20 protein-coding genes are annotated in these 23,134 nt (G+C 62.0%); 10 read left to right on the top strand and 10 right to left on the bottom strand.

Translation table 11 applies throughout. The annotated features are described in order from the left end of the window. On the bottom strand, positions 1-1,861 hold a 1,861-nt coding region (locus ACEW8Q_RS20670), incomplete at its 3' end, for a hypothetical protein (protein WP_373505959.1). A gap of 391 nt (positions 1,862-2,252) precedes the next feature. On the opposite strand from ACEW8Q_RS20670, the gene ACEW8Q_RS20665 reads away from it, so the two are divergent. Together ACEW8Q_RS20665 and nudC are read left to right on the top strand one after the other, a co-directional pair. Then, positions 2,253-2,690 carry a MerR family DNA-binding transcriptional regulator gene (locus tag ACEW8Q_RS20665; RefSeq protein WP_373505958.1) on the top strand — a complete coding sequence of 146 codons (438 nt, stop codon included), beginning with the start codon at positions 2,253-2,255 and terminating at the stop codon, positions 2,688-2,690. A 74-nt stretch (positions 2,691-2,764) separates the two neighbouring features. Beyond that, positions 2,765-3,616 (top strand): NAD(+) diphosphatase, encoded by an 852-nt coding sequence (gene nudC, locus ACEW8Q_RS20660; RefSeq protein ID WP_373505957.1) that lies wholly within the window; start codon positions 2,765-2,767, stop codon positions 3,614-3,616. A 7-nt stretch (positions 3,617-3,623) separates the two neighbouring features. Here nudC and ACEW8Q_RS20655 read toward each other — a convergent pair whose 3' ends face one another. Together ACEW8Q_RS20655 and ACEW8Q_RS20650 are read right to left on the bottom strand one after the other, a co-directional pair. Further along, on the bottom strand, positions 3,624-4,487 hold the full coding sequence (locus ACEW8Q_RS20655) for a prephenate dehydratase (protein WP_373505956.1): 864 nt from the start codon (positions 4,485-4,487) through the stop codon (positions 3,624-3,626). Next, positions 4,487-5,233 carry a 3-deoxy-manno-octulosonate cytidylyltransferase gene (locus ACEW8Q_RS20650; RefSeq protein WP_373505955.1) on the bottom strand — a complete coding sequence of 249 codons (747 nt, stop codon included), beginning with the start codon at positions 5,231-5,233 and terminating at the stop codon, positions 4,487-4,489. The genes ACEW8Q_RS20655 and ACEW8Q_RS20650 overlap by 1 nt, the downstream gene beginning before the upstream one ends. Before the next feature lie 115 nt (positions 5,234-5,348). On the opposite strand from ACEW8Q_RS20650, the gene ACEW8Q_RS20645 reads away from it, so the two are divergent. The 7 genes from ACEW8Q_RS20645 to ACEW8Q_RS20615 all read left to right on the top strand — a co-directional run bounded on the left by ACEW8Q_RS20645 (position 5,349) and on the right by ACEW8Q_RS20615 (position 14,486). Continuing rightward, positions 5,349-5,900 (top strand): cytochrome c family protein, encoded by a 552-nt coding sequence (locus ACEW8Q_RS20645; protein WP_373505954.1) that lies wholly within the window; start codon positions 5,349-5,351, stop codon positions 5,898-5,900. A gap of 113 nt (positions 5,901-6,013) precedes the next feature. Then, a complete protein-coding gene (locus tag ACEW8Q_RS20640; protein ID WP_373505953.1) occupies positions 6,014-7,876 on the top strand; it encodes an extracellular solute-binding protein in 1,863 nt (620 codons plus the stop codon). Continuing rightward, positions 7,873-9,687 carry an extracellular solute-binding protein gene (locus ACEW8Q_RS20635; RefSeq protein WP_373505952.1) on the top strand — a complete coding sequence of 605 codons (1,815 nt, stop codon included), beginning with the start codon at positions 7,873-7,875 and terminating at the stop codon, positions 9,685-9,687. The genes ACEW8Q_RS20640 and ACEW8Q_RS20635 overlap by 4 nt, the downstream gene beginning before the upstream one ends. 9 nt (positions 9,688-9,696) lie before the next feature. Continuing rightward, complete coding sequence (locus ACEW8Q_RS20630; protein ID WP_373505951.1) at positions 9,697-10,806, top strand: microcin C ABC transporter permease YejB; 1,110 nt, start codon at positions 9,697-9,699, stop codon at positions 10,804-10,806. Between the two features lie 3 nt (positions 10,807-10,809). Then, positions 10,810-11,913, top strand: a complete 1,104-nt coding sequence (locus ACEW8Q_RS20625) for an ABC transporter permease (RefSeq protein ID WP_373505950.1) — start codon at positions 10,810-10,812, stop codon at positions 11,911-11,913. After that, a complete protein-coding gene (locus ACEW8Q_RS20620) occupies positions 11,910-13,538 on the top strand; it encodes an ABC transporter ATP-binding protein (RefSeq protein WP_373505949.1) in 1,629 nt (542 codons plus the stop codon). Before ACEW8Q_RS20625 ends, ACEW8Q_RS20620 begins: the two co-directional genes overlap by 4 nt. Further along, entirely contained in the window at positions 13,539-14,486 is a 948-nt protein-coding gene (locus tag ACEW8Q_RS20615; RefSeq protein ID WP_373505948.1) for a 2-hydroxyacid dehydrogenase, read from the top strand. 99 nt (positions 14,487-14,585) lie between these two features. Here ACEW8Q_RS20615 and ACEW8Q_RS20610 read toward each other — a convergent pair whose 3' ends face one another. From ACEW8Q_RS20610 to ACEW8Q_RS20600, 3 genes are all read right to left on the bottom strand, one after another. Then, entirely contained in the window at positions 14,586-15,431 is an 846-nt protein-coding gene (locus tag ACEW8Q_RS20610; protein ID WP_373505947.1) for a C40 family peptidase, read from the bottom strand. An 11-nt stretch (positions 15,432-15,442) separates the two neighbouring features. Next, a complete protein-coding gene (locus ACEW8Q_RS20605; protein WP_373505946.1) occupies positions 15,443-15,787 on the bottom strand; it encodes a MarR family transcriptional regulator in 345 nt (114 codons plus the stop codon). 75 nt (positions 15,788-15,862) lie between these two features. After that, positions 15,863-17,239, bottom strand: a complete 1,377-nt coding sequence (locus ACEW8Q_RS20600) for a M17 family metallopeptidase (protein ID WP_373505945.1) — start codon at positions 17,237-17,239, stop codon at positions 15,863-15,865. 114 nt (positions 17,240-17,353) lie between these two features. Here ACEW8Q_RS20600 and ACEW8Q_RS20595 point away from each other — a divergent pair, with 114 nt between their 5' ends. Next, positions 17,354-18,136: a tetratricopeptide repeat protein gene (locus ACEW8Q_RS20595; RefSeq protein ID WP_373505944.1), complete on the top strand. Its 783-nt coding sequence runs from the start codon at positions 17,354-17,356 to the stop codon at positions 18,134-18,136. 165 nt (positions 18,137-18,301) lie between these two features. On the opposite strand, the gene ACEW8Q_RS20590 is transcribed toward ACEW8Q_RS20595, so the two are convergent. From ACEW8Q_RS20590 to ACEW8Q_RS20575, 4 genes are read right to left on the bottom strand one after another with little or no spacing between them, the layout of a single operon-like run. Beyond that, positions 18,302-19,273, bottom strand: a complete 972-nt coding sequence (locus tag ACEW8Q_RS20590; RefSeq protein WP_373505943.1) for a type II secretion system F family protein — start codon at positions 19,271-19,273, stop codon at positions 18,302-18,304. A gap of 16 nt (positions 19,274-19,289) precedes the next feature. Further along, a complete protein-coding gene (locus ACEW8Q_RS20585) occupies positions 19,290-20,303 on the bottom strand; it encodes a type II secretion system F family protein (protein ID WP_373505942.1) in 1,014 nt (337 codons plus the stop codon). Positions 20,304-20,331: 28 nt separating this feature from the next. After that, positions 20,332-21,846, bottom strand: coding sequence for an ATPase, T2SS/T4P/T4SS family (locus tag ACEW8Q_RS20580; RefSeq protein ID WP_373505941.1), 1,515 nt, complete (start codon positions 21,844-21,846; stop codon positions 20,332-20,334). Beyond that, entirely contained in the window at positions 21,846-23,114 is a 1,269-nt protein-coding gene (locus tag ACEW8Q_RS20575; protein WP_373505940.1) for a CpaE family protein, read from the bottom strand. Before ACEW8Q_RS20575 ends, ACEW8Q_RS20580 begins: the two co-directional genes overlap by 1 nt. Positions 23,115-23,134 lie beyond the last annotated feature (20 nt).

Here is a 23,134-nt window from a genome sequence, read left to right as displayed (position 1 = left end):
CGGCGGCGATGAAATCGTCACCTTCGCCAAGGCCCGCAGCGGCGCCCGCGGAGAAGTCCGGCGCGGCGGCGGCAGGCGCAACCTCCTCAACGGAAGCAGGCTTGGCTTCAGCCGTATAGGTTTGTGCAGCTGGAACGGGTTCGGCGGGAGCCGCAAAGACATTCTGGTCGAATGCGCCCGTCGGATCGAAGAACGGCGCCTGCGGCTCGGGTTGCGTCGGGGGTAGATGGGCGGGAGCCGGGTTTTCGGTCTGCGCCTGTGCCGCAGCATGCTGCGCCATGTTGACGGCCAGCTGATGCCCTGCCGAGGCGGTCTCGAGTTCCGCCAGCTTGTTGACAATCTGTTCCAGCGTCTCGTGGACGGCCTCTAGGGTCTCCTGGTTGCGCTGCTCGGCACCGGCCGCACTCTCGCGGACGGCACGGAGACCTTCTTCCATCGCCCGGAGTTCCGGCGAGGGCCCTTCATGGGTCTGCGCCGCCATGAAGCGCTCGACGGCGCGGCTGGCTGCGTCTTCCGCAGTCTGGCTGGCATGTGACCGGTTCTGCTCCAGGCTCTCGTAGAGCTGGTGGATCGCACGCTCCATCGTCTCCAGATGGCCGAGCTGCTGTTCGGTGCGGCCGACGCGATCGTTCACCGCGGCGATATGCTGCTCCAGGTTCTCGATGGCCTTGTGGTCGCCCTGGAGGCGCATGGCCTCGCCGAGGCGATGGTCGAGTTCCGCGATGCGCCGCTCGAGTTCGCCGAACTGCGGCAGGTTGCGGGTGGCGGAGGTATTCTGCTCGATCTTGCGGCTGAGATCGCCGATGCGCCGCTCCATGTCAGCCATGGGCCGTGTGTCGGTTCCCTGCGCGACGCGCGTCGAGAGCTGTTCGACGGCGACGCGCAGCGCATGCACGTCGCGGTCGGTCGCGGTCGAGGTCTTGACGTCATCGATGCGCTTGTTGAGGCCGCCGATCTCGCCCCTGAGCCGCAGCAGATCAGCCGCCGTCGACTGCTGGCTGCCGATGGTCGCCTGGGCCTCCTTGAGAACGCCGAGGATACGGGTTTCGATGTCGCGCAGCTCGTTCCGCGCGATACCGGCGGCAGCTGACTGGGCCTGTTCGGCCATCGACTCGGCCGAGGACTTCACGCTCTCGATCCGGTCGGCGAGTTGGTTCAGCTCCTTCTTCACAAGATCGGGCAGGCCGGCATGAAGCAGGCTCTCGGATCGCTGGATGCGATTCGACATTTCGGCCAAACGGGACTCAAGGCTGGTGAAAGCGGGTGCCGACCTGAGGAGGTCATCGGGATTGCCGGGGTGCGTGGCGCGTTCGGCCATTTCGCCAAGGCGGTCCTGCATCGACTTGAGGCCATCGCGGGTGCGCTTCTCGCTGACCTCGATGTGCTCGACGACATTGCGGATCGCGGCTTCAAGCGAGGAGAAGCCAGGGACATCCTCGGGCTTCTCGAAGGTCCTGGGCTTTGCCGCCATGGCGATCTGGCGGCCGAGCACCGAGAGGCGCTCGTTGACGGCCGTGAAGGCCTCGACGGCCTGCCGCTCGTTGTTGTCGATGCGGCTGAGGATGCGGTTCATCGTGTCACGATCCTCGGCCTGCGGACGAGGCGGCTCATAGGACATGATGGTGGCGGATTCGCGCTCACGTTGAGCCAGCTGCGAAAGTTGCTGAGCAATGTCTTCGAGACGCAGCGAGCTTTCCTCGCGGCGTACTGGTTCTTCGCGCCGGGGTGCCGGACGATGGGCGGCCGGTTCGGACGGCGCGGAAAATTCTTCCGCATCCTGTTGGTTCTGGACCGGAGATGGGCTGGCACCCTGCTCGTTCTGGTCGAGAATCACCGTGTTCAGCCATTCACCAAGTGTCATGCCAGCCTTCCGCGCAGCATGCTTTGCCGCCTCGCGAACCTCTGGTTCGATGCCTTTGACGCTCCAAGGAATGCCCGGTTTCATTGTGCTTTTTCTCTCGTCTGGCGGCGCTTGCTCCAACGGTCATCGGGTGATGACCTTGGAAACGGCGCAGGATTTCCCTGTCCAAAAGTTAACGGGTTTGGTAAATATTCAGTTAAGCGGTTGATCCTTTGGCGCGAATCGTCGGTCGGAGGGGGCAGTTGATCGCTTCGCCAGAGACGACATCTAACCATGATTGCGGAAAATTCCGGCCCCACAGCGATGTAATTGACGCGGGGGATACACAACTGAATCCGATGCGCCTATATGTTGACCCATCGGCGAAAGCCAATCCGCTTGGAGCGTACCAATGACTGCAGCAGAAATGAAAGACCGGTCCAACCGCGACCGGACCTATTCGATCACGGAGCTTTGCCGGGAATTTGACGTGACGCCCCGCACCCTCCGGTTCTACGAACAGAAGGGCCTTCTTCATCCCGCGCGCCGTGGATGGACACGGCTGTTCAGCTACCGTGACCGCGCCCGCCTGCAGCTCATCCTGCGCGGCAAGAAGGTCGGCTTCGCGCTTGAAGAGATCAAGGAAATGCTCGATCTCTACAATCTGCGTGACGGCCAGCTGACGCAGCTCCGCATCGCCTCCACAAAGATGCGTGAACGCCTCGAGGCGCTCCGCAAGCAGCGCGTCGAACTCGAGGATGCCATCGCCGATCTCGAACGCACCGTCGTCGTGGTCGATGGCATGCTGAAGGAACGCGAAGGCGCGGCTCCCAAGGCCGCCACCAGCTGAACCTGCATTCCGCTTGCAGCCAAAACGCATCCGGGTGAAAAGCCGGGTGCGTTTTTCGTTTCCGGATTGCATTCATGCCGCTCGCCTATGTCGTCAATACCCTCGACCGCAAAGCCAATGACCGTCCGGATGCAAGCTGGATCGCCACGCAACGGGCAAGGCCCGATGCGAAGCTGGTGCGGATATCGGGCGATTCCGCGGTGCTGCGCGACGGCCAGCTTCTGACAGGCAATGCCGAGACCGGCCCGCTCACCGTCTTCCTCGGGCTCGATTCCATGCTGACGCCGTGGTTTGCCTGCAAGACGGATGAAACCGAGGGCCTACGCGACCTTCGCAGCCTCGCGATGGAAGAGGCACTGCCGCCCGAACAGCTTGGAATCCTCGCGCAGGCCCGCTCGCTGATCCAGTGGCACGAGCGACGGACCTTCTGCTCCAACTGCGGTGCGAAAAATGAAATCGCCGATGCCGGATATCGCCGGCATTGCCCCTCTTGCAACATGGACCATTTCCCGCGCACCGATCCCGTGGCCATCATGGTGGTCGTTCACGAGGGCCGCATCCTGCTGGGGCGGCAGAGCGCGTGGAAACCCGGCATGTATTCGGCGCTGGCGGGCTTCGTGGAACCGGGCGAGACCATCGAGGATGCAGCCCGCCGCGAGGTGTTCGAGGAGTCCGGCGTGAGGGTCGGCGCCGTGCGCTACGTGACGAGCCAGCCCTGGCCTTTCCTGTCGAACCTGATGATCGGATTGATCGGCGAGGCCCTGTCGGACGAGATCACGCTCGACCAGAAGGAACTGGAAGACGCGCGCTGGTTCTCGCCGGAAGAAGCGCGGATGATGGTCGAGCGCACCCATCCGCAGAACCTCTACGCGGCCAACCCGATGGCGATCGCGCATGACCTCGTGAAGACGGCCCTCGGCCTCTGAACCAGCCTCAGGGCTGCAGCTGCATCCGGCGCGCGATCTCGGCGCGGTGCGGCGAGGACTTGTAGATTCCGAGAACCCGCAGGTAGCTGGTGAAGAATTCAAGCTCTTCCATCGCCAGACGCACGTTCCGTTCGGACGGGTGCCCCTCGATGTCGGCATAGAACTGCGTTGCCGAAAACTGCCCCTCGAGCTGGTAGGATTCGAGCTTTGTCATGTTGACGCCATTGGTGGCAAAGCCGCCCATGGCCTTGTAGAGCGCCGCCGGAACGTTCCGTACACGGAAGACGAAGGTTGTGATGACGGGCACGTCCTCGGGCTCGGCATCCTGGGGCGTTGCCGACAGGATCACGAAGCGCGTGGTGTTGTGGCTCTCGTCCTCGATGTCCTCGCGGATGATCTTGAGGCCATAGATGTCGGCGGCGAGCCGCGAGGCGATCGCGGCGCGCGTGGCATCGCGGCCCTCGGACAATTCCCGCGCCGCACCTGCCGTGTCGGCGGCGACGACGGGCTTGATGCCGAGTTCACGAATCACCTTGCGGCACTGGCCCAGCGCATGGACATGGCTATGCACCGACTTGACGCGCGAAGCCTCCGTCTCCGGCACGATCATCAGCTGATGGTGCACGGGCAGGAAGTGCTCCCCGATGATGTAGAGGTTCGTACGCGGCAGCAGGTGATGGATGTCGGCCACGCGGCCCGCAACCGAATTGTCGATGGGGATCATCGCGAGATCGGCGTCTCCGTCGACCACCGCCTGGAAGGCATCCTCGAAGGTGCCGCAGGGCATGGGCTCGCAGGCCGGGTAAACTTCCAGGCAGGCAATGTGCGAATTGGCGCCGGGTTCGCCCTGGTAGGCGATCTTCAAGGGCATCAGGACTTCCTCAGCATGCGGCGGGCGGTTTCGAGTTCGTGCGGCGTATCGACGCCAAGGGGCACCTTGTCAACCCGCACCGCCACGATGCGCATGCCATTGTCCAAGGCACGCATCTGCTCGAGCTTGCGTTCTGCCTCGCGCGCGCTGACGGGCAACGACACGAACTTTTCCAGCACCGGGCGGCGATAGGCATAGACCCCGATATGATGCCAGTAAGGGGCTTCATGTTCCGGCCCCACGTTCCGCACGAAGTCGCGCGCGAAGGCCACCTCGCGCTCATCGCTCAAGGGCGCGATGGCCTTGACGATGTTCGGGTTCGCAATGTCTTCAGCCGTCTCGATCCGGGCCGCGATCGTTGAAAGGTCCGCGGCCTCATTCACCAGGCCTGCAAGGCAGCGCTGGATCGACAGCGAATCGATGGTCGGAAGATCACCCTGCAGATTGACCACGAAGCCGAAGCGCCGCTGCGGATCGCGCAGCGACAGCGCTTCCGCGATTCGGTCGGAGCCTGAGGGGAGGGCCGGGTTTGTGACGATGGCATCGCCGCCATGCGACTTGATGACATCGGCGATTTCGACTTCCGCCGCTGCCACCAGCACCTGTCCGACGTTGGCTTCGACCGCCCGCTTCCAGCAATGCACGATCATGGGAAGGCCGTTGATATCGGCCAGCGGCTTGCCGGGAAGCCTCGTGGACGCCATACGTGCAGGTATGACGACGATGGTATTCTGATTTTCAATCATGGACTTAAGCTCGGGCGCGGCAAATTGGTACAGCCGCTCTTATACGTATTGCGATGCCGATGAGAAAGCACTAGTTTCCGCGCCCGACTGACGGCTCAAGGGGTCTGATCCTTCGATGAACAGCTTTGAATTCAACAAGATCGCGGGTGCGCTTCTGGGGACGGCTCTTGTCGTGTTCGGGCTGAGCGAACTCTCCAAGGTCATCTATCACCAGGAAGCGCCGGAGAAGCCGGGCTTCGCGGTTGAGGTGGCTGAGGCAGCAACCGGCGAAACAGCGGCTGGCGGCGAGGAAGCCCCCCCGGCAGTGTCGCTTGGCACCTTGCTCGCATCGGCCGATGCCACCAAGGGCCAGGCCGTCGCCAAGGCCTGCGCCGCATGCCACGATTTCACATCCGGTGGCCCCAACAAGGTGGGTCCCAATCTCTATGAGATCGTTGGCCGCAATCATGCCGCGCATGAGGGCTTTTCGTATTCGGACGCCATGGCCGCCAAGAAGGCCGAGCCGTGGTCATACGAGGCGCTGAACGAGTTCCTGCTCAATCCGAAGGGCGCCATTCCGGGCACCAAGATGGCCTATGGCGGACTGAAGAAGGATGCCGACCGCGCCAACCTGCTGGCCTATCTTGCCACACTGGCGCCCACGCCCGTGCCCTTCCCCGCCCCGTAAACGCCGCAAAGCTCATCAAAATTTAACACCGGCAAGTCTCTTGCCGGTGTTTTCTTTTGCCCGCTGCCCTGTCTATGCTTGACTCGAGATTCATGTCCCGAAGGTTTCCCTCCATGCCGATGAACCGCCGCACCCTGCTCAAGATCGCCGGCCTCGCTCCGGCGGCTCACGTCGTGGGGGTCCAGTTCGCTCACGCGGAGGACCGTGAGTTCCGGCACGCCCTCACCCTGTTCGATGACGTCAAGTACAAACCGGACTTCACCCATTTCGACTATACGAACCCGGATGCCCCGAAGGGCGGCCGGGTGCGCTTCGGCATCGTGGGGTCTTTCGACAGCCTGAACCCCTACAGCTACAAGGGTGAGCCAGGCCCGGCGCTGTCGAACGACACCCTGTTGACATCGGCCCTGGACGAGCCGTCGACGGAATACGGACTTGTGTCCAACGCCGTGTGGCACCCCGAGGATCGCTCCATGGTGGTCTACCGCCTGCGTCCCGAGGCCCGCTTCCATGATGGAAAACCGATGACTCCGGACGACGTGATCTGGAGCATGCAGTCGCTGCGGGACGCAAATCCCTTCTACAATTTCTATTACAAGAACATCGCCAAGGCCGAACAGACGGGCGAGCACGAGGTGACTTTCACCTTCACGATGAAAGATAACCGCGAGTTGCCGTTGATCACCGGCCAATTGCCGGTGCTGCCGAAGCACTGGTGGACGGCCATGAATGCAGATGGAAGACAGCGCGACGTGAAGGAGACGACGCTCGAAACGCCCTTGGGCTCCGGCCCGTATGTGGCGAGCGTCATCAAGCCCGGCGTCTCGATCCTTATGAAGCGTGTGCCCGACTACTGGGGCAAAGACCTCCCGGTCAACGTGGGTCAGAACAATTTTGACGAAGTGGAATACGTTTATTTCCGCGATGCCAATGTGGCCTTCGAAGCATTCAAGGGTGACCAGTACGACTGGCGCTCAGAGAATTCCTCCAAGACGTGGGCAACCGGTTATGACTTCCCCGCCGTGAAGTCCGGCCGCGTCATCAAGGAAGACATTCACCTCAAGCAGGTCGAGGGCATGCAGGGCTGGGCGATGAACCTCCGCCGCGGCATATTCCAGGATCCGAAGGTGCGGCAGGCCCTGAACTATGCCTTCGATTTCGAGTGGTCGAACACCAACCTTTTCTTTGGCCAATATGTGCGCTCACGGAGCTATTTCAACAACTCAGAGATGGAAGCGAAAGGTCTTCCCTCGCCCGAGGAACTGGCGATCCTCGAACCGCTGAAGGCGGAACTCCCGCCGGAAGTCTTCACCGCAGAATACACGAACCCGGTGAATGACACGCCGCAGAACCGCCGCAAGAATCTCCGGCAGGCCTCGAAGCTTCTGGAAGAGGCCGGCTGGCTGGTAACGCAGGACGGTGGCCGCTCGGTGTTGAAGAATGCCAGGGGCGAGAGCCTCAAGTTCGAGATTCTTCTCGACTCTCCGCTGTTCGAGAGGATCGCCCTTCCCTACAAGCAGCAGCTCGAATTGCTCGGCATCGACGTGAAGATCACCACGCTGCTCGACAGCGCCCAGTACGAGCGCCGCACGCAGACATTCGACTACGACATTATCGTCGGCAACTGGGGGCAGTCGCTGTCGCCCGGTAACGAGCAGCGCGACTTCTGGGGCAGCGAGGCGGCGGAGCGCAACGGCAGCCGCAATCTGGCCGGTATCAGGAACCCTGCGATCGACAAGCTTGTTGAAACGCTGATTTTTGCGCGCGACCGTGCGAGCCTTGTCACCGCCTGCAAGGCGCTGGACCGTGCCTTGATATGGCATCATTACGTGGTGCCCATGTGGTACATCGACTATGAGCGCACCGCGCGCTGGGATCGTTTCGGGCGTCCCGAGAAGCTGCCGGACCTGTCGACGGGATTCCCCACGACATGGTGGTGGGATGAGGAAAAGGCGAAGAAGGTGGCCTCTCAGTGAAGCGGATTGCGGCGGCGCTTTTCGCTCTGACCCTCCTGCCCGCGGACTCGCTCGCCGGGCCGCGTCACGGGCTGTCGGTGTTCGGCGATCTCAAGTATCCGGCTGACTTCCGGCACTTCGACTACGTCAATCCCGATGCGCCGAAGGGCGGAAAGATATCGCTGATCGGCCCCGTTCCGCGCGACACCTTCGATAGCTTCAACGGTTATATCCTGAAGGGTGATCCGGTGCAGGGCTTTGCCTTGATGTTCGACAGCCTGATGGCGCGCGCCGCGGACGAGCCCGATGCCGTCTATGGCCTCGTGGCGACGACCGGCGATGTTTCGCCTGACAGCAAATCCGTGACCTTCCTGCTGCGCCCCGAGGCGAGGTTCGCCGATGGCACGGCACTCACCGCCGAGGATGTGTGCGACAGCTTCCGGCTGCTGTCGACCGAAGGCGACGAGCGGATCAAGATCACGATCCGCGATGTCGAGGCCTGCGACGTGAAAGGGCCGCACGAGGTGGCCTATCGCTTCAAGGGCGAGCGCACCCGCGACCTGCCGCTGACCGTTGCCGGATTGCCGATCTTCTCCAAGGCCTATTACGCGAAAGTCGATTTCGCGAAGACCTCGCTTGAGCCGCCGCTGGGCTCCGGTCCCTACAAGGTGAAGTCCTTCAAGCCCGGTGAATATGTGGCCTATGGCCGCCGGGACGATTACTGGGCGAAGGACCTGCCCGTGAATAGGGGCCGCTTCAACTTCGATGAAATCCGCTTCGACTATTTCCGCGAGCGCACGGCGGCTCTCGAAGCCTTGAAATCCGGCGTTATCGATCTCCGGGAAGAATATACCTCGCGCGACTGGGCGACGGGCTATGACTTTCCCGCCGTGAAGGCTGGCCGGGTCGTTCAGGTGGTTCTCCCCGACGAGACACCCTCGGGCGCCCAAGGCTTCTTCTTCAATCTGCGGCGGGACACGTTCAAGGACATCCGCGTCCGCAAGGCGCTGAACCTCGCCTTCGACTATGAATGGACCAACAAGAACCTGTTCTTCGGCTCCTATGACCGAACCGCCAGTTTCTTTGAAATGTCGCCCTTGAAGGCGGTAGGCGTTCCGCCGGCTGACGAACTGGCACTGCTTGAACCTTTCCGCGCCAGTCTCAGGCCAGAAGTGTTTGGCGAAGCGCCGCTGCCACCGGTGTCGGATGGTTCAGGCCAGGATCGCAAGCTGTTGCGCGAGGCCTCGCAGCTGCTCGACGAATCAGGCTGGAAAGCCGAAGGCTCGGTCCGCCGCAATGCCAAGGGAAAGACGTTGGACGTCGAGTTCCTCATCGACAGCCCGGTCTTTGAGCGCATCCTCGGGCCCTATGTGCGCAACCTGCAGCTCATCGGCGTCAATGCCACCATCCGCACGGTGGACGAGGCGCAGTACCAGGACCGCCAGAAGAACTATGACTACGACGTCATTTCCAGCCGCTTCATGTCGGGGCTCACCCCCGGCGACGGCTTGCGCATCTTCTTCGGCTCATCCTCCGCCAACCGGCCCGGCACCTACAACATGTCGGGCGTAGCAAGCCCCGAGATCGACGCGCTGATCAACAAGGTGGTCGAAGCGAAGTCGCGCGAGGAGCTGAAAGTCGCCGGCCGGGCGCTGGACCGCGTGCTGCGCGCCGAGCAGTTCTGGGTGCCTAACTGGCACAAGGGCAGCCACTGGGTGGCCCATTGGGACAAGTTCGGCAGGCCGCCCATAAAACCCAAATACGACCGTGGCATCCTCGATACCTGGTGGTATGACGAGACCAAGGCCGCACGAATCGCCAACGGAAACTGATCCCGCTTCATGGGCGCCTATATCCTCAAACGCTTGCTCCTGATGATCCCGACGCTGTTGGGCATCATGCTCATGACATTCGCCGTCATCCAGTTCGTTCCGGGTGGACCTGTCGAGCAGGTCATCGCCAAGATGCAGGGAACCGACACCGACTCGACGGGCCGAGTGAGCGGCAACACCGGCAACGAGGCCGGCGGCCAGCAGAACCAGGCCATTCCCGGCGACGCGACCAGTTTCAAGTACCGTGGCGCGCAAGGCCTCGATCCGGAATTCATCAAGTCGCTGGAAAAGCAGTTCGGCTTCGACAAGCCTGCGCCCGAACGCTTCATGAAGATGATCGGCGACTACATCACCTTCGATTTCGGCGAGAGTTATTTCCGCGACCGCTCGGTCATCAGCCTCATCGTCGAGAAGATGCCGGTATCGATTTCGCTGGGCCTCTGGCTCACCCTCATCCAGTACATGGTCTCGATCCCGCTCGGCATCCGCAAGGCGGTCAACGACGGTTCGACATTCGATGTCTGGACCTCCGGCGTCATCATCATCGGCTATGCGATTCCGAGTTTCATTCTGGCGATCATGCTGATTGTGGTATTCTCAGGCGGAAGCTACTTCAGCTGGTTCCCCCTGCGCGGGCTCACCTCGGACAACTTCGAAAGCCTGAGCTGGTTCGGCAAGATCATGGACTATGCCTGGCATCTGGTGCTGCCCCTGATCGCCATGGGCATCGGCGGGTTTGCCACCATGACGCTGCTGACCAAGAACTCTTTCCTTGATGAAATCCGCAAGCAATACGTGACGACGGCGCGGGCCAAGGGACTGACCGAGAGCCAGGTGCTTTATGGCCATGTCTTCCGCAATGCCATGCTGCTGGTCATCTCGGGTTTCCCCGGTGCCTTCCTCGGCGCGTTCTTCACGGGCTCGCTGCTGATCGAAACCGTGTTTTCGCTCGATGGGCTGGGCTACCTCACCTACAAGGCTGCACTCGACCGCGACTATCCGATCGTCTTCGCCAATCTCTACATCTTCACGCTGGTGGGCCTTGTCATCGGCCTCATATCGGACCTCATGTATACTTGGATCGATCCCCGCATCGATTTCGAACGGCGGGATGTCTAGGCCATGGCACTCTTCAAGTTCTCGGGCCTCAACGAACGGCGCTGGCAGTTGTTCAAGCAGAACAAGCGCGGCTACTGGTCGTTCTGGATCTTTCTCGTGTTCTTCCTCATGTCGGTGTTCGCGCCCTTCATCGCCAACGACCGGCCGATCCTCGTCTCCTATAAGGGCGAGTTCCTCTATCCGACTTTCTATGACTACCCCGAATCGAAGTTCGGCGGCTTCCTTGCCCGCACGGATTTCCGCGATCCGGTGAACCAGGAAGAAATCGAAGCCAATGGCTGGATCCTGTGGCCGCCGATCCGCTACTCCTACAACACCGTCAACAACGAGCTGCCACGGCCCGCACCGTCACCTCCCGCCTACAAGCTGACGCGTGAAGAGGCCTGCGCCAAGTTCCAGAATGGTGCGACGGATCCCAACTGCACGTTCGGTAACCTGAACTGGCTGGGCACCGACGACCAGGGCCGCGACGTGGTGGCACGTCTCATCTACGGCTTCCGCATCTCGGTCTTCTTCGGCCTCATCCTCACGCTGTTCTCATCCGTTATCGGCATGGCAGCGGGCGCGGTTCAGGGCTATTTCGGCGGCTGGACGGATTTGCTGTTCCAGCGTTTCATCGACATCTGGACGTCGATGCCGACGCTCTATCTGTTGATCATCCTCGCGGCCTTCATCACGCCCACCTTCTGGATCCTGCTGTTCATACTCGTGCTGTTCTCGTGGACGGGACTCGTCGGACTGGTGCGCGCAGAATTCCTGCGGGCGCGCAATTTCGAATATGTGCGGGCCGCCCGCGCGCTCGGCCTGTCGGATGCCCGCATCATGTTCAAGCACCTGATGCCCAATGCCATCGTGTCGACCATCACCTTCATGCCCTTCATCCTCTCAGGCTCTGTCACGACGCTCACCTCGCTCGACTTCCTCGGCTTTGGCCTGCCCCCTGGCTCACCCTCGCTGGGCGAACTCGTCGCCCAGGGAAAGAACAACCTTCAGGCGCCATGGCTGGGCATCACCGCCTTTTTCGTGGTCTCCGTCATGCTGACGCTGCTCGTCTTCATCGGTGAAGCGGTGCGCGATGCACTCGATCCGCGGAAGACCTTCTCATGAGCGAGCCGCTTCTCGACGTGAAGGACCTGTCCGTCGCCTTCCACCAGGGCGGCAAGACATCGCTCGCCGTGGACAAGGTGTCCTTCTCGATCGCCAGGGGCGAGACGATGGCGCTGGTGGGCGAGTCGGGCTCGGGCAAGTCCGTCTCCGCCCTGTCGATCCTCAAGCTCTTGCCCTACCCTTCTGCCTCGCATCCATCGGGATCGGTGAAGTTCAAGGGCGAGGAACTGCTCGATGCCGACGAGCGCGACCTGAGGCGCGTGCGCGGCAACGACATCACCATGATCTTCCAGGAGCCGATGACCTCGCTCAACCCGCTGCACACGGTCGAGCGGCAGATCGGCGAGATTCTGGAGCTGCACCAGAACCTGAAGGGCGAGAAGGCACGCGCGCGCATTGTCGACCTCCTGACCAAGGTTGGCATCCGCGATCCCGAAACGCGGCTGCTCGATTATCCGCATCAGCTCTCGGGCGGCCAGCGCCAGCGTGTGATGATCGCCATGGCGCTCGCCAACAACCCCGACCTGCTGATCGCCGACGAACCGACGACGGCCCTCGACGTGACGGTGCAGGCGCAGATCCTGAAACTGCTGAAGGAACTCCAGCAGGAATACGGCATGGCGCTGCTGCTCATCACCCATGACCTTGGCATCGTGCGGCACATGGCCGACACGGTGGTGGTCATGCAAAAGGGGAAAGTGGTCGAGGCGGGAGACGCCAAAGAGGTCTTCGCCAATCCCCAGCACGCCTATACGCAGATGCTGCTTACGGCGGAGCCCAAGGGCGCGCCGCCGCCGAGCGATCCCACGGCTTCCGTCGTCGTCGAAACAAAGGGCCTCAAGGTCTGGTTTCCGATCCGGCGCGGATTTTTCCGCAAGACCATCGGCCACATCAAGGCGGTGGATGGCGTCGATGCCACGGTGCGAAGCGGCCAGACGCTGGGAATCGTGGGTGAATCGGGCTCTGGCAAGACTACGCTCGGCCTCGCGATCCTGCGGCTCATCCGCTCCGAAGGCCCCATCGTCTACATGGGCCAGCGCATCGACGGCTACAACACGTCCATGATGCGGCCTCTGCGGAAGGAGATGCAGATCGTCTTCCAGGATCCGTTCGGCTCCCTCTCGCCCCGCCTGTCGATCCAGCAGATCGTGGAAGAAGGCTTGACGGTGCAAGGCCGCTCGCTCTCCTATCAGCAGCGCCGCGATGTCGTCGCCAAGGCCCTGACCGAAGTGGGCCTCGACCCCTCGACCATGGATCGCTACCCGCATGAGTTCTCTGGCGGCCAGAGGCAGCGCATCGCCATTGCGCGTGCGCTGGCGCTGGAGCCGAAGTTCATCATGCTGGACGAGCCGACGTCTGCCCTCGACATGTCGGTGCAGGCGCAGATCGTGGACCTGCTGCGCGGTCTGCAGAAAACCCACAACCTCGCCTACATGTTCATCAGCCATGACCTGAAAGTGGTCCGCGCGCTGGCAAACGAAGTGATCGTGATGCGGAACGGCGTGACGGTGGAGAGCGGGCCTACGGCAGAGGTTTTCACCAACCCGAAGACCGACTATACCAAGGCTCTCATTGCGGCGGCCCTGAACCTCAAGGTCGCGCCCGAAGGTGTGGTGAATCAGTAGATGGCTTTTCTTTTCATTCTGCCCACATGGCCGATCGACGTGTGGACCTCCGCCATGCGCAAGGTGGCGCCCGGCCTCGATGTGCGTGCCTGGCCAGACGCCATGGGGCGCCTTGAGGATATCGAGTATTGTGCCGCCTGGCTGCCGCCGCCCGGCGTGGTGAAGAGCCTGCCGAACCTCAAGGTGATCATGTCGCTTGGGGCGGGTGTCGACGCAATCCTCAAGGACCCGACCCTGCCGGACAACATCCCCATCGTGCGCGTGAACGATCCCGACCTGACAGGCCGCATGACGGAATATATCGTGCTGCACGTGCTGATGCACCACCGCCAGCAGCGCCGGCTGGACGAGAACCAGAAGCGCCGGGTGTGGGACAGTTTCCCCACGCATGCCGCCAAGCACTTGAGCGTCGGCATCATGGGTATGGGCGTGATGGGCGCGGATTCAGCCGAACGCCTGCGCGACCTGGGCTTCCGCGTCGCAGGCTGGAGCCGCAGCCGCAAGACCATTCCGGGTGTGGAAAGTTTTGCAGGCGAATCGGAGTTCGATGCCTTCCTCGCCCGCACCGACGTTCTTGTTTCGCTTCTGCCGGCGACCGCCGACACCGACGGCATCATCAACCGCGAAACGATCCGCAAGCTGTCGCGGAAAGGCCCCTTCGGCGCTCCCATCGTCATCAATGCCGGCCGTGGCCGCCAGCAGGTGGCGGAAGATATTCTGGCCGCCCTCGATGCTGGCGAGCTTCATGCGGCAACGCTTGACGTGTTCACGACGGAACCACTGCCAGAGGACAGCCCCTTGTGGACCCATCCCAAGGTGACGGTCACGCCGCATTGCGCCGCCGACAGCGACCCCGAGACGATCTGCGCTTATGTGGCGGGCAACATTGCAAAGCACCAGCGCGGCGAAGCGCTGGACAATCTGGTGGACCGGGCGCGCGGGTATTAGAGCAACCGGCGGTCAGATGACCGCCGACAAGTTGCTCGAACGCTTTCAATCTGGCGCATTTTCCGCTTCGCAAGTGATTCCACTTGTTCGCCCAATGCGCTAGAGCCGCTTGATCGAGGTGATCTGCCCGTAGCGCGCCGCAATGCGGTCGACCGCTTCCTTCAGGGGCTCAGCCACCACCATCATGTGATGGCCATTGGCGTGAAGGAGAGTCGCGGCGTCCCTCATGATGCCGACATGGCCGTCCCAGAAGACGAGATCGCCGCGCCGCAACCCGTCGAGATCATTGACCATCAGCTTCTGGCCGAGTGAGTTCTCCTGCATGTCGCTGTCACGCAGCGCTGGCCTTCCGCAGGCTTCCAGCGCGACTTGCACCAGCCCTGAACAATCAAGCCCCTGCACTGACTTGCCGCCCCAGTAATAGGGAACGTGCCGGAACATCTCGGCAACCGCAACAAAGTCTGCCTCAAAGGATTGTGCGGGCTTCAGGTGGGGCGTGAAGACGAAGCGGCCGTTTGAGAGTCTCGAGAACTTTTCGTCGCCACCGGTGACCGTCACCTGCGCATTCAGGGTCAGGAGCACGGCGGGCTGCGTCTTGAGGTTGGGCTCGGGATACATGAAGGTCGACGGCACCGCGACGCGATGGGTCGGCAACAGGATGTTTCCGCTCAGCGCATTGGCGTTGACGTAGCCGACATAGCCGTCGCGTTCGAGTTGAACCCAAGCCCAACCCTCCTCTTCGGCGAAGACCTTCACACTTTCACCCAGCAGGGCCTGAGTGAGTTGCATGGCATCGAAGCGCGGTGCCTTGTGCACGCCGATGACGGGCTCGATCACCTGCATGTTCCGCGGTTCGATATAGCTGGCGGCCTCTACCTGGCCCTTGAGGGCCATGTCAGCAAGGTTGGGGCGGAAGGCGTTGAGGCGCGGGTCGAGCTTGGTCATGGAGTAACGTGTTAGATGCTTCGCGAGATATTGCCAATCGTGTCCGCAAGGCGTTCGAGGTAAAGCGCGCCCTTCACGGTGCGCTGGATGAGCACGTTGCGGCGGTCCTTCTCGTCGCGCCTGCGGGTCACCAGTTCAAGCTTTCCCATCGAGTCGAGCGCCCGCGTGATGACGGGTTTCGATACGCCCAGTTTTCCCGCGAGGCCGCGCACCGTGTGGGGCGGCGCTTCGAGATAGATGGTGAGGAGGATGGACATCTGCCGGATGGAGAGATCCGGTTCGTCATCCTTCACCATCGACAGCGACACATCATGCCATAGGGTGAGAGCCTGGGCAGTCGTCAACGCAACGGGCATACGGGACCTTCCTGCGCAACCGGGGGGTCGTTTCGGAGCCGTATCAGTCTGGCGGGAATCCCACGCCCGCGCAAGCTACTTGGCGTAGCGTTCCCGGATTACCGTAAACAGCGCTCGCATGGCCTGCGCCTCGCCGCCCTTGGGCCGTCCCGCGCGAGGCATGGGCGTCCAGCCGAAAACATCGAAGTGGACGTAGGCTTTCGCCTGCTCCACGAAACGCTTGAGGAACAGGGCAGCGGTGATCGAGCCCGCAAATCCTGAATCGCCGCTGTTGTTCATGTCGGCCACGCCGGATTCGAACAGCCGCGTATAGGGCTGCCAGAAGGGCATCCGCCAGACGGGATCGTTCTCGCGCCGTCCAGCTACGGCGATGGCCTCGGCGAGTGCGTCATCATTGGTGTAGAAGGGCGGCAGGTCAGGACCCAGCGCCACGCGGGCGGCACCCGTGAGCGTTGCCATGTCGACCATCAGGTCGGGCTTCTCCTCGTCCGCAAGCGCCAGCGCGTCGCCCAGCACAAGCCGGCCCTCCGCATCGGTGTTGCCGATTTCAACCGTGATGCCCTTGCGGCTGACAAGCACGTCGCCCGGCCGGAAGGCATTGCCCGAAATCGAATTCTCGACCACCGGAAGCAGCACGCGAAGGCGCACCTTGAGCTTCGCCCCCATGATCATCTGCGCGAGGCCGAGCACATTGGCGGCACCGCCCATGTCCTTCTTCATCAGCGCCATGCCGGACGCGGACTTGATGTCGAGGCCGCCCGTATCGAAGCAGACACCCTTGCCGACGAGCGTCACCTTGGGGGCGCCCGCCGGTCCCCAGGAGAAATCAATGAGGCGCGGCGCCTGCGGGCTGGCGCGCCCGACCGCGTGGATCATCGGGAAGCCCTCTTCGAGAGCGCGCCCGGATGTGACCTTCAGCTTTGCCTTGTAGGCCGCAGCAACCGCGCGGGCCGCCGCCTCAAGCTCGTCCGGCCCCATGTCGGAAGCGGGCGTATTGATGAGATCGCGTACCAGATAGGTGGCTTTCGCGGCGCGGAGTACCGCCTCGCGGTCCACGCCCTTAGGGCACACCAGCTTCGCCAGCGGCGGCATAGTCTTGCCATAGACGTCGAACCCATATGCTTCGAGACACCAGCCGAGCGCGAACAGCTCCGCATTTCCGATCGCGCCGTCGAGAGCATAGGTGTTGTCCGGAAGCGACCGGCACAGTTTCGACAGCGAGAAGGGATCGGCATCGGACGGCGCACCGGCCAGCACACGGCCGATCGCACCCTTGGGACCCGGCACCACGAGGACCTTGCCCGGCTGGGCCTTGAAGCCATGGGCATCCGTCCAGGCCCGCGCGTCGGCATCGAGTTCGGCGCGCGCCTTCCTCCACCCGTCGGCCGGAATGACTGACAGCGGAATGCCGCGCTGGGAGGGGCTGAGAAGAAGGTCGGCGGGATCGTGCATGGGCAAGCTCCTGATGAATTGAGTTCTCTTAACCCGGTTAACGCGTATGGTTAATCAATTATTGACCAGTCGCCGCCAAAGATCATTCCACGACTGAAGTGTTGGAGTTCGATCATGGCGCGCTGCGGCAGGTACATTGCTATTCTCTTTGCCTTGGCATCGGCGACGGCCCTTGCCGGCTGCAAGCAGTCAAGCTCCAGTCTCGATTCTTCCAGCGATCTCTCCACAGCCTCCACCTCTGTGCCAGTCTCTTATGAGGCTACCGCGGAACTCAGCAAGAAATGGGAGTCCGACCCAAAGAACGTCAGCAAGGGCCTTGCCTATGCCAATGCTCTCGAATCCATCGGCCAGAGCAAGAAGCAGCTCGAGGTTTACCGCAAGCTTGTTGCCCTCAACCCGGCCAACACCAAGCTCGCGAGTCTCTATGGCCGCAAGCTTGTGAGCATCGGGCGGTCCAACGAAGCGGTCCCCGTGCTGGAACGCGCCGCGCAGTCTGGCGATGCGGACTGGCGTACACATTCGGCACTCGGTTCCGCCTATGACCAGCAAGGCCTCTATCAGAAGGCACGCGCTGAGTATCAGAAGGCGCTGACGCTCGACCCGCAGAACCTCTCGGTACAGAACAACATGGGCATGTCCTTTGCACTTGAGGGCGACCTGAAGCAGGCCGAGACAACCTTGCGCCAGGCCGATGCCATCCCGCGCTCCAAGACCGAGCCGCGCATTCGCCAGAACCTTGCTCTGGTCGTCGGCCTGCAAGGCCGCTTCGACGAGGCGAGCAAGCTTGCGAGCGAGGACCTGCCGGCCGAACAGGTTCAGGAGAACATGGCCTACCTGCAGAAGATGCTGTCCCAGCCCAACACGTGGCAGCAGATCAGCGAGGGTGCCTCGGGCTGATCGTCCGCCTCACTACCAGGCTTCCATGAGCCCGCGGATGACACTCCGCGGGCTTTGTCTTGTCCGGTTGGATGGTCCAGGCGTGGCGTGAAGATGCGCGGCATAAAAAAGGCGCGGGCAGATACGCAGCCCGCGCCTTCCTACGCACGCACTCACAGGTAAATCCTATTCGAGCTTCATCACCATGATGATGGACGGCCCGAGGATGATGACGAAGATGACCGGCAGGAAGAACAGGATCATCGGAACCGTCAGCTTTGGCGGAAGGGCCGCAGCCTTCTTTTCGGCTTCTGCCATGCGGGTATCGCGGTTTTCCTGGGCGAGAACGCGCAGCGCGGTGCCCAGCGGCGTACCGTAGCGCTCGGACTGGATGAGGCTGGTGACGACCGATCTGACGGTCGACAGACCAGTGCGCTTGCCCAGATTTTCATAAGCCTTGCGGCGGTCTTGCAGATAGGAGAGTTCGGCAACCGTCAGCGTCATTTCTTCGGCGAGCGGCACGGAGGCCGAGCCAATTTCGCGGGCCACGCGCTGGAACGCCGGCTCGATCGCCATGCCGGATTCAACGCAGATGAGCAGGAGGTCGAGCGCATCGGACCATGCCTTGCGGATCGACTCCTGGCGGCGTCCAACCATGTTCTTGACGAAGATCGACGGAAGATAATATCCGAACACGGCGCCGATGCCGGTGGCGGCCAGCCGCATCGGCGGGGCTACCTTGTCGGCATAAAGCGTCGACGAATAGACGAACACGAGAACCGCGAGGACCAGCGGCACGGCAAACCGCGCGGCAAGGAACGTCACGAGATGACGCTCGCTTCTCAGGCCTGCCTGGCGGAGAAGGTCGCGCGAGGCTTCGGCCTCGAACACCTTCTTCAGGTTAAGCGCGTCAACCAGCTGTTGCGCCAGTCCGACCTGCTTCTTGTCGCGAAGCTTGTTCTCGTTGCCGACCAGTTGCGCGCGTTGCGCGGCGCGCAGCTTGTCGCGCTCCTGACCCACCGACTTCATGCGGGTCTTCAGTGTGTCGGTTTCCAGCATCGGCGCTGCGATGGTCAGCACCGTTGCGAAAGCAGCCAGCCCGATCAGGATCGTGATCATCGTTTCGATCTGAAGCAGGCTGGCGATGAAGTTCAACATGGGTAAAGCCCTGATTCTAGATCTGGAAGTTGATCATTTTGCGCATCACCAGGACGCCGGTGAGCATCCACATTCCGCAGCCCATCAGCATGATGTTACCGGTGCTGGTGTTGAAGAGCGGGTTCAGGTACTCGGGGTTCAGCACGGTGAGGGCACCCATGATGACGAAGGGCAGCGCGCCGATGATGGCCGCCGAGGACTTGGCTTCCTGCGACACGGCACGAATCTTGGCCTTCATCTTCTTGCGGTCGCGGAGCACCTTTGAAAGATTGCCCAGCGCTTCGGAAAGATTGCCGCCGGTCTTCGACTGGATCGACATGACGATGCCGAGGAAGTTGACTTCCGACAGCGGCATCCGCTCGAACATGCGCTCGATGCCCTGGTCGATGGTAATACCCACGCGCTGACCCTCGACAACTTCCATGAACTCGGGTCCAACGGGCGGGCCCGACTCGGCCGCGATGATCTTCATGGCATCGGATACCGGAAGGCCCGCCTTGAGGCCGCGCACCATCACGTCGATGGCATCGGCGAAATCATGCAGGAAAATGTTCTGCCGGCGCTTGCGGAGGAAATTGAGAAACCAGCGCGGGAAGCCGAGAAAGCCCACGATGCCGCCCAGCACGGCCACGTACCACGGCACACCGAACACCAGCGGCGGCACTGAAAACGCGATCCCCGTGAACAGCGAAATCACCCAGAACATGTTGGGCGAGATGTCGAGGCCGGACTGCATGATCATCATGCGCAGGGTCATGCGCTTCTTGCGCTGCCGCTCGCGTTCGTCAATCTGCTTGAGCGTTTCCTGAACCTGCTTGCGGCGATTGTCCTTCTGGCCGTCCACCAGCCTGCTGAAGGCAGACTGCTTCTGCGAGGACATGGCTTTCCTGTTCTCGGCAATGGCGCGGACACGGGCCTCCGCACCACCACCTGAGATCAGCGGAAACAAAAGCGCCAAGGCAACGCCGCCCACGGCCACGGCAACCATGGCGATGAATGCGAGTTGTGTCAGATCGGCTCCGAAGAACATCGAACTACCTGCTTTCTGGAAGGATCAATCAGTCAACCTCGTTCCGTGCCTCGGCCTTCTCGAGGGCTTCGGCAAGGCGGCGTTCTTCATTGTAGTAGCGTGCGCGGTCCCAGAAATGCGGACGCGCGATGCCTGTCGAGCGGTGGCGGCCGATGATCTTGCCATTCGCGTCCTCGCCCACGATTTCGTAGACAAAGAGGTCCTGGGTGATGATCACGTCACCTTCCATGCCGACCACTTCGGTGATGTGGGTGATGCGGCGCGAACCGTCACGCAGGCGCGAGGCCTGCACGATGACGTCGATCGAGCCGCAGATCATTTCCTTGATGGTCTTGGACGGCAATGAGAAGCCGCCCATAGTGATCATCGATTCCAGACGCGAGATGCCTTCACGCGGAGAGTTGGCGTGGAGCGTTCCCATCGACCCGTCGTGACCCGTGTTCATCGCCTGCAGGAGGTCGAAGGCTTCGGGGCCACGGACTTCGCCGACGATGATGCGTTCAGGACGCATACGCAGGCAGTTCTTGACGAGATCGCGCATGTTGATCTCGCCTTCGCCCTCAAGGTTGGGCGGGCGGGTTTCGAGACGCACCACATGCGGCTGCTGCAACTGCAATTCGGCGGCGTCTTCGCAGGTGATGACGCGTTCATCGTGGTCGATGTAGCCGGTCAGGCAGTTCAGGAGCGTGGTCTTGCCTGAACCCGTACCGCCGGAGATCAGGACGTTGCAACGCACGCGGCCGATGATCTCGAGGATCGTGGCGCCTTCCGGCGTGATCGATCCGAACTTCACGAGATCGGGAAGCTTGAGGCGGTCCTTCTTGAACTTGCGGATGGTGAGGGTCGGGCCGTCGATGGCGAGAGGCGGCACGATCACGTTCACACGCGAACCGTCCATGAGACGGGCGTCGCAAATCGGGCTTGCTTCGTCAACACGCCGGCCGATCTGGCTCACGATGCGCTGGCAGATGTTGAGAAGCTGGGCGTTGTCGCGGAAGCGCACGCCTGTCTTCTGCATCTTGCCGCCAACTTCGATGAATGTCGTGCTGGCGCCATTGACCATGATGTCGGCGATGTCGTCGCGCGCCAGCAGAGGCTCCAGCGGACCATAGCCCAGAACGTCGTTGCAGATGTCCTCGAGCAGGTCCTCCTGTTCGGCGATCGACATCACCACGTCTTTCAGGGTGATGATCTCGTTGACGATGTCGCGGATCTCGTCGCGCGCGGCGTCGCGGTCGAGCTGACCGAGCTGGGTCAGGTCGATGGCGTCGATCAGCGCGTTGAAGATCGTGCTCTTGATGTCGTAGTAGTTTTCGGATTTCCGCGGACCAGCGCTCGCCTCTGGCTTCTTCTGGGCCGGGGCCGCGACAGGGGCGCTTGCCTGCTGCGCGGGCCGGGCGGACTGCGCACCAAATCCTCCGGGCATTGGCAGGTCGGGAATGGCGGCACCAGGCGCTGACAGGGCAGCCGGCGGAACTGACGGCTGACCGGCGGGCGGCAGGCCGGTCGTTGCACGATTGTCGTCTGAGCGCTTTCCGAACATTACTTCTTCCTCAGCATCGACAGCTTGCCGAGCAGGGGCAGCGAGAGCTTCGCCGCACGCTTGGCAGGCTTGTCGGTTCCAGCGATGATCTGGACGAAGTTGCCAAGGGCCTCGGCGGCCTTTGATTTCGCTGCGACCTCGAAGACCATCTGGCCATTGCTCTGAGCCGTGCCGAAGGTCTGCGCGTCATACGGCAGAATACAGGCGACATCGATGCCCACGGCCTTGCCAAAGTCAGCCGGAGGAATCTCGGGCCGCTTCGGAACACCCACCTGGTTGAGAATGAGTTTCGGCGGCGGATCGTTGGGCCGCGCGGACTTCAGGAGATCGACCAAGTTCTTGGTGTTGCGGAGGCTTGCCAGTTCCGGGGTGGCTGTGATCACCACCAGGTCGGCATGCATCAGCGTGTACTTGATCCAGGGTGCCCACATGTTCGGCACGTCGACCACGATGCAGGGAACACTCGACCGCATGGCATTGAGGATCACCTCGATGGCATGGGCTTCGATGCTCACGTCACGGTCGACACCGCCCGGACCGCTGAGAAGGCTGAGCTTGTCACCGAGCTTAGTCAGAAGCCGCTCGATCAGGGTAGCATCGAGACGGTCAGGCTGGCCGAGAGCGTCGAAGATGCCGCTGGACACATCCTGATTGAAGTTGAGGCCCGCCGTTCCGAAGGCAAGGTCGAGATCCGTGATGACAGTCTCTGTCGCATAGCGCTTCGACATCATCCAGGCGGTGTTGTGAGCCACCGTGCTGGAGCCGACGCCACCCTTGGCGCCAACGAAGGCGATGACGCGGCCAAGCGGCGACGACTTGGGATTCTGGTAAAGATTGGCGATTGTCTCGATCACCTGCATCTGATGAAGCGGCGCCACGAGATATTCGCTGACGCCTTGCCGGATGAGCTCGCGGTAGAGGACTACATCGTTCAGGTGGCCGATGACGATAACCTTGGTGTCGGGCTGGCAGACCTGAGCCAGTTCGCCAAGCTCGGACAGGATCACATCGCGCGATCCATGGGTCTCGACCAGCAGCACGTTGGGGGTCGCCTGAGTCTGGAACACCTGGACGGCTGCCATGATGCCGCCGAGCTGGATGGTCGTGTGAGCCCTGGCCATGCGGCGGTCGCCAGCTGCCATCTGCATCGTCTCGGCTGTCTGCTGGTTGTCGCAGAAAGCATGGATGTTGATGCGGGGCACCAGGGCAACAAGACTCTGGTCACTGCCGAAAGAGCCGGCATTTGCCTGCGCGGTTTGGTTTATCATTGTGCCCGTCCTGAATATTT

It is taken from the genome of Aestuariivirga sp., from assembly GCF_041738905.1.
In the GTDB taxonomy this organism is placed as follows: domain Bacteria; phylum Pseudomonadota; class Alphaproteobacteria; order Rhizobiales; family Aestuariivirgaceae; genus Aestuariivirga.
Note: the sequence above shows the minus strand (reverse complement) of the source record. Positions and strands in the feature narration are given on the sequence as shown.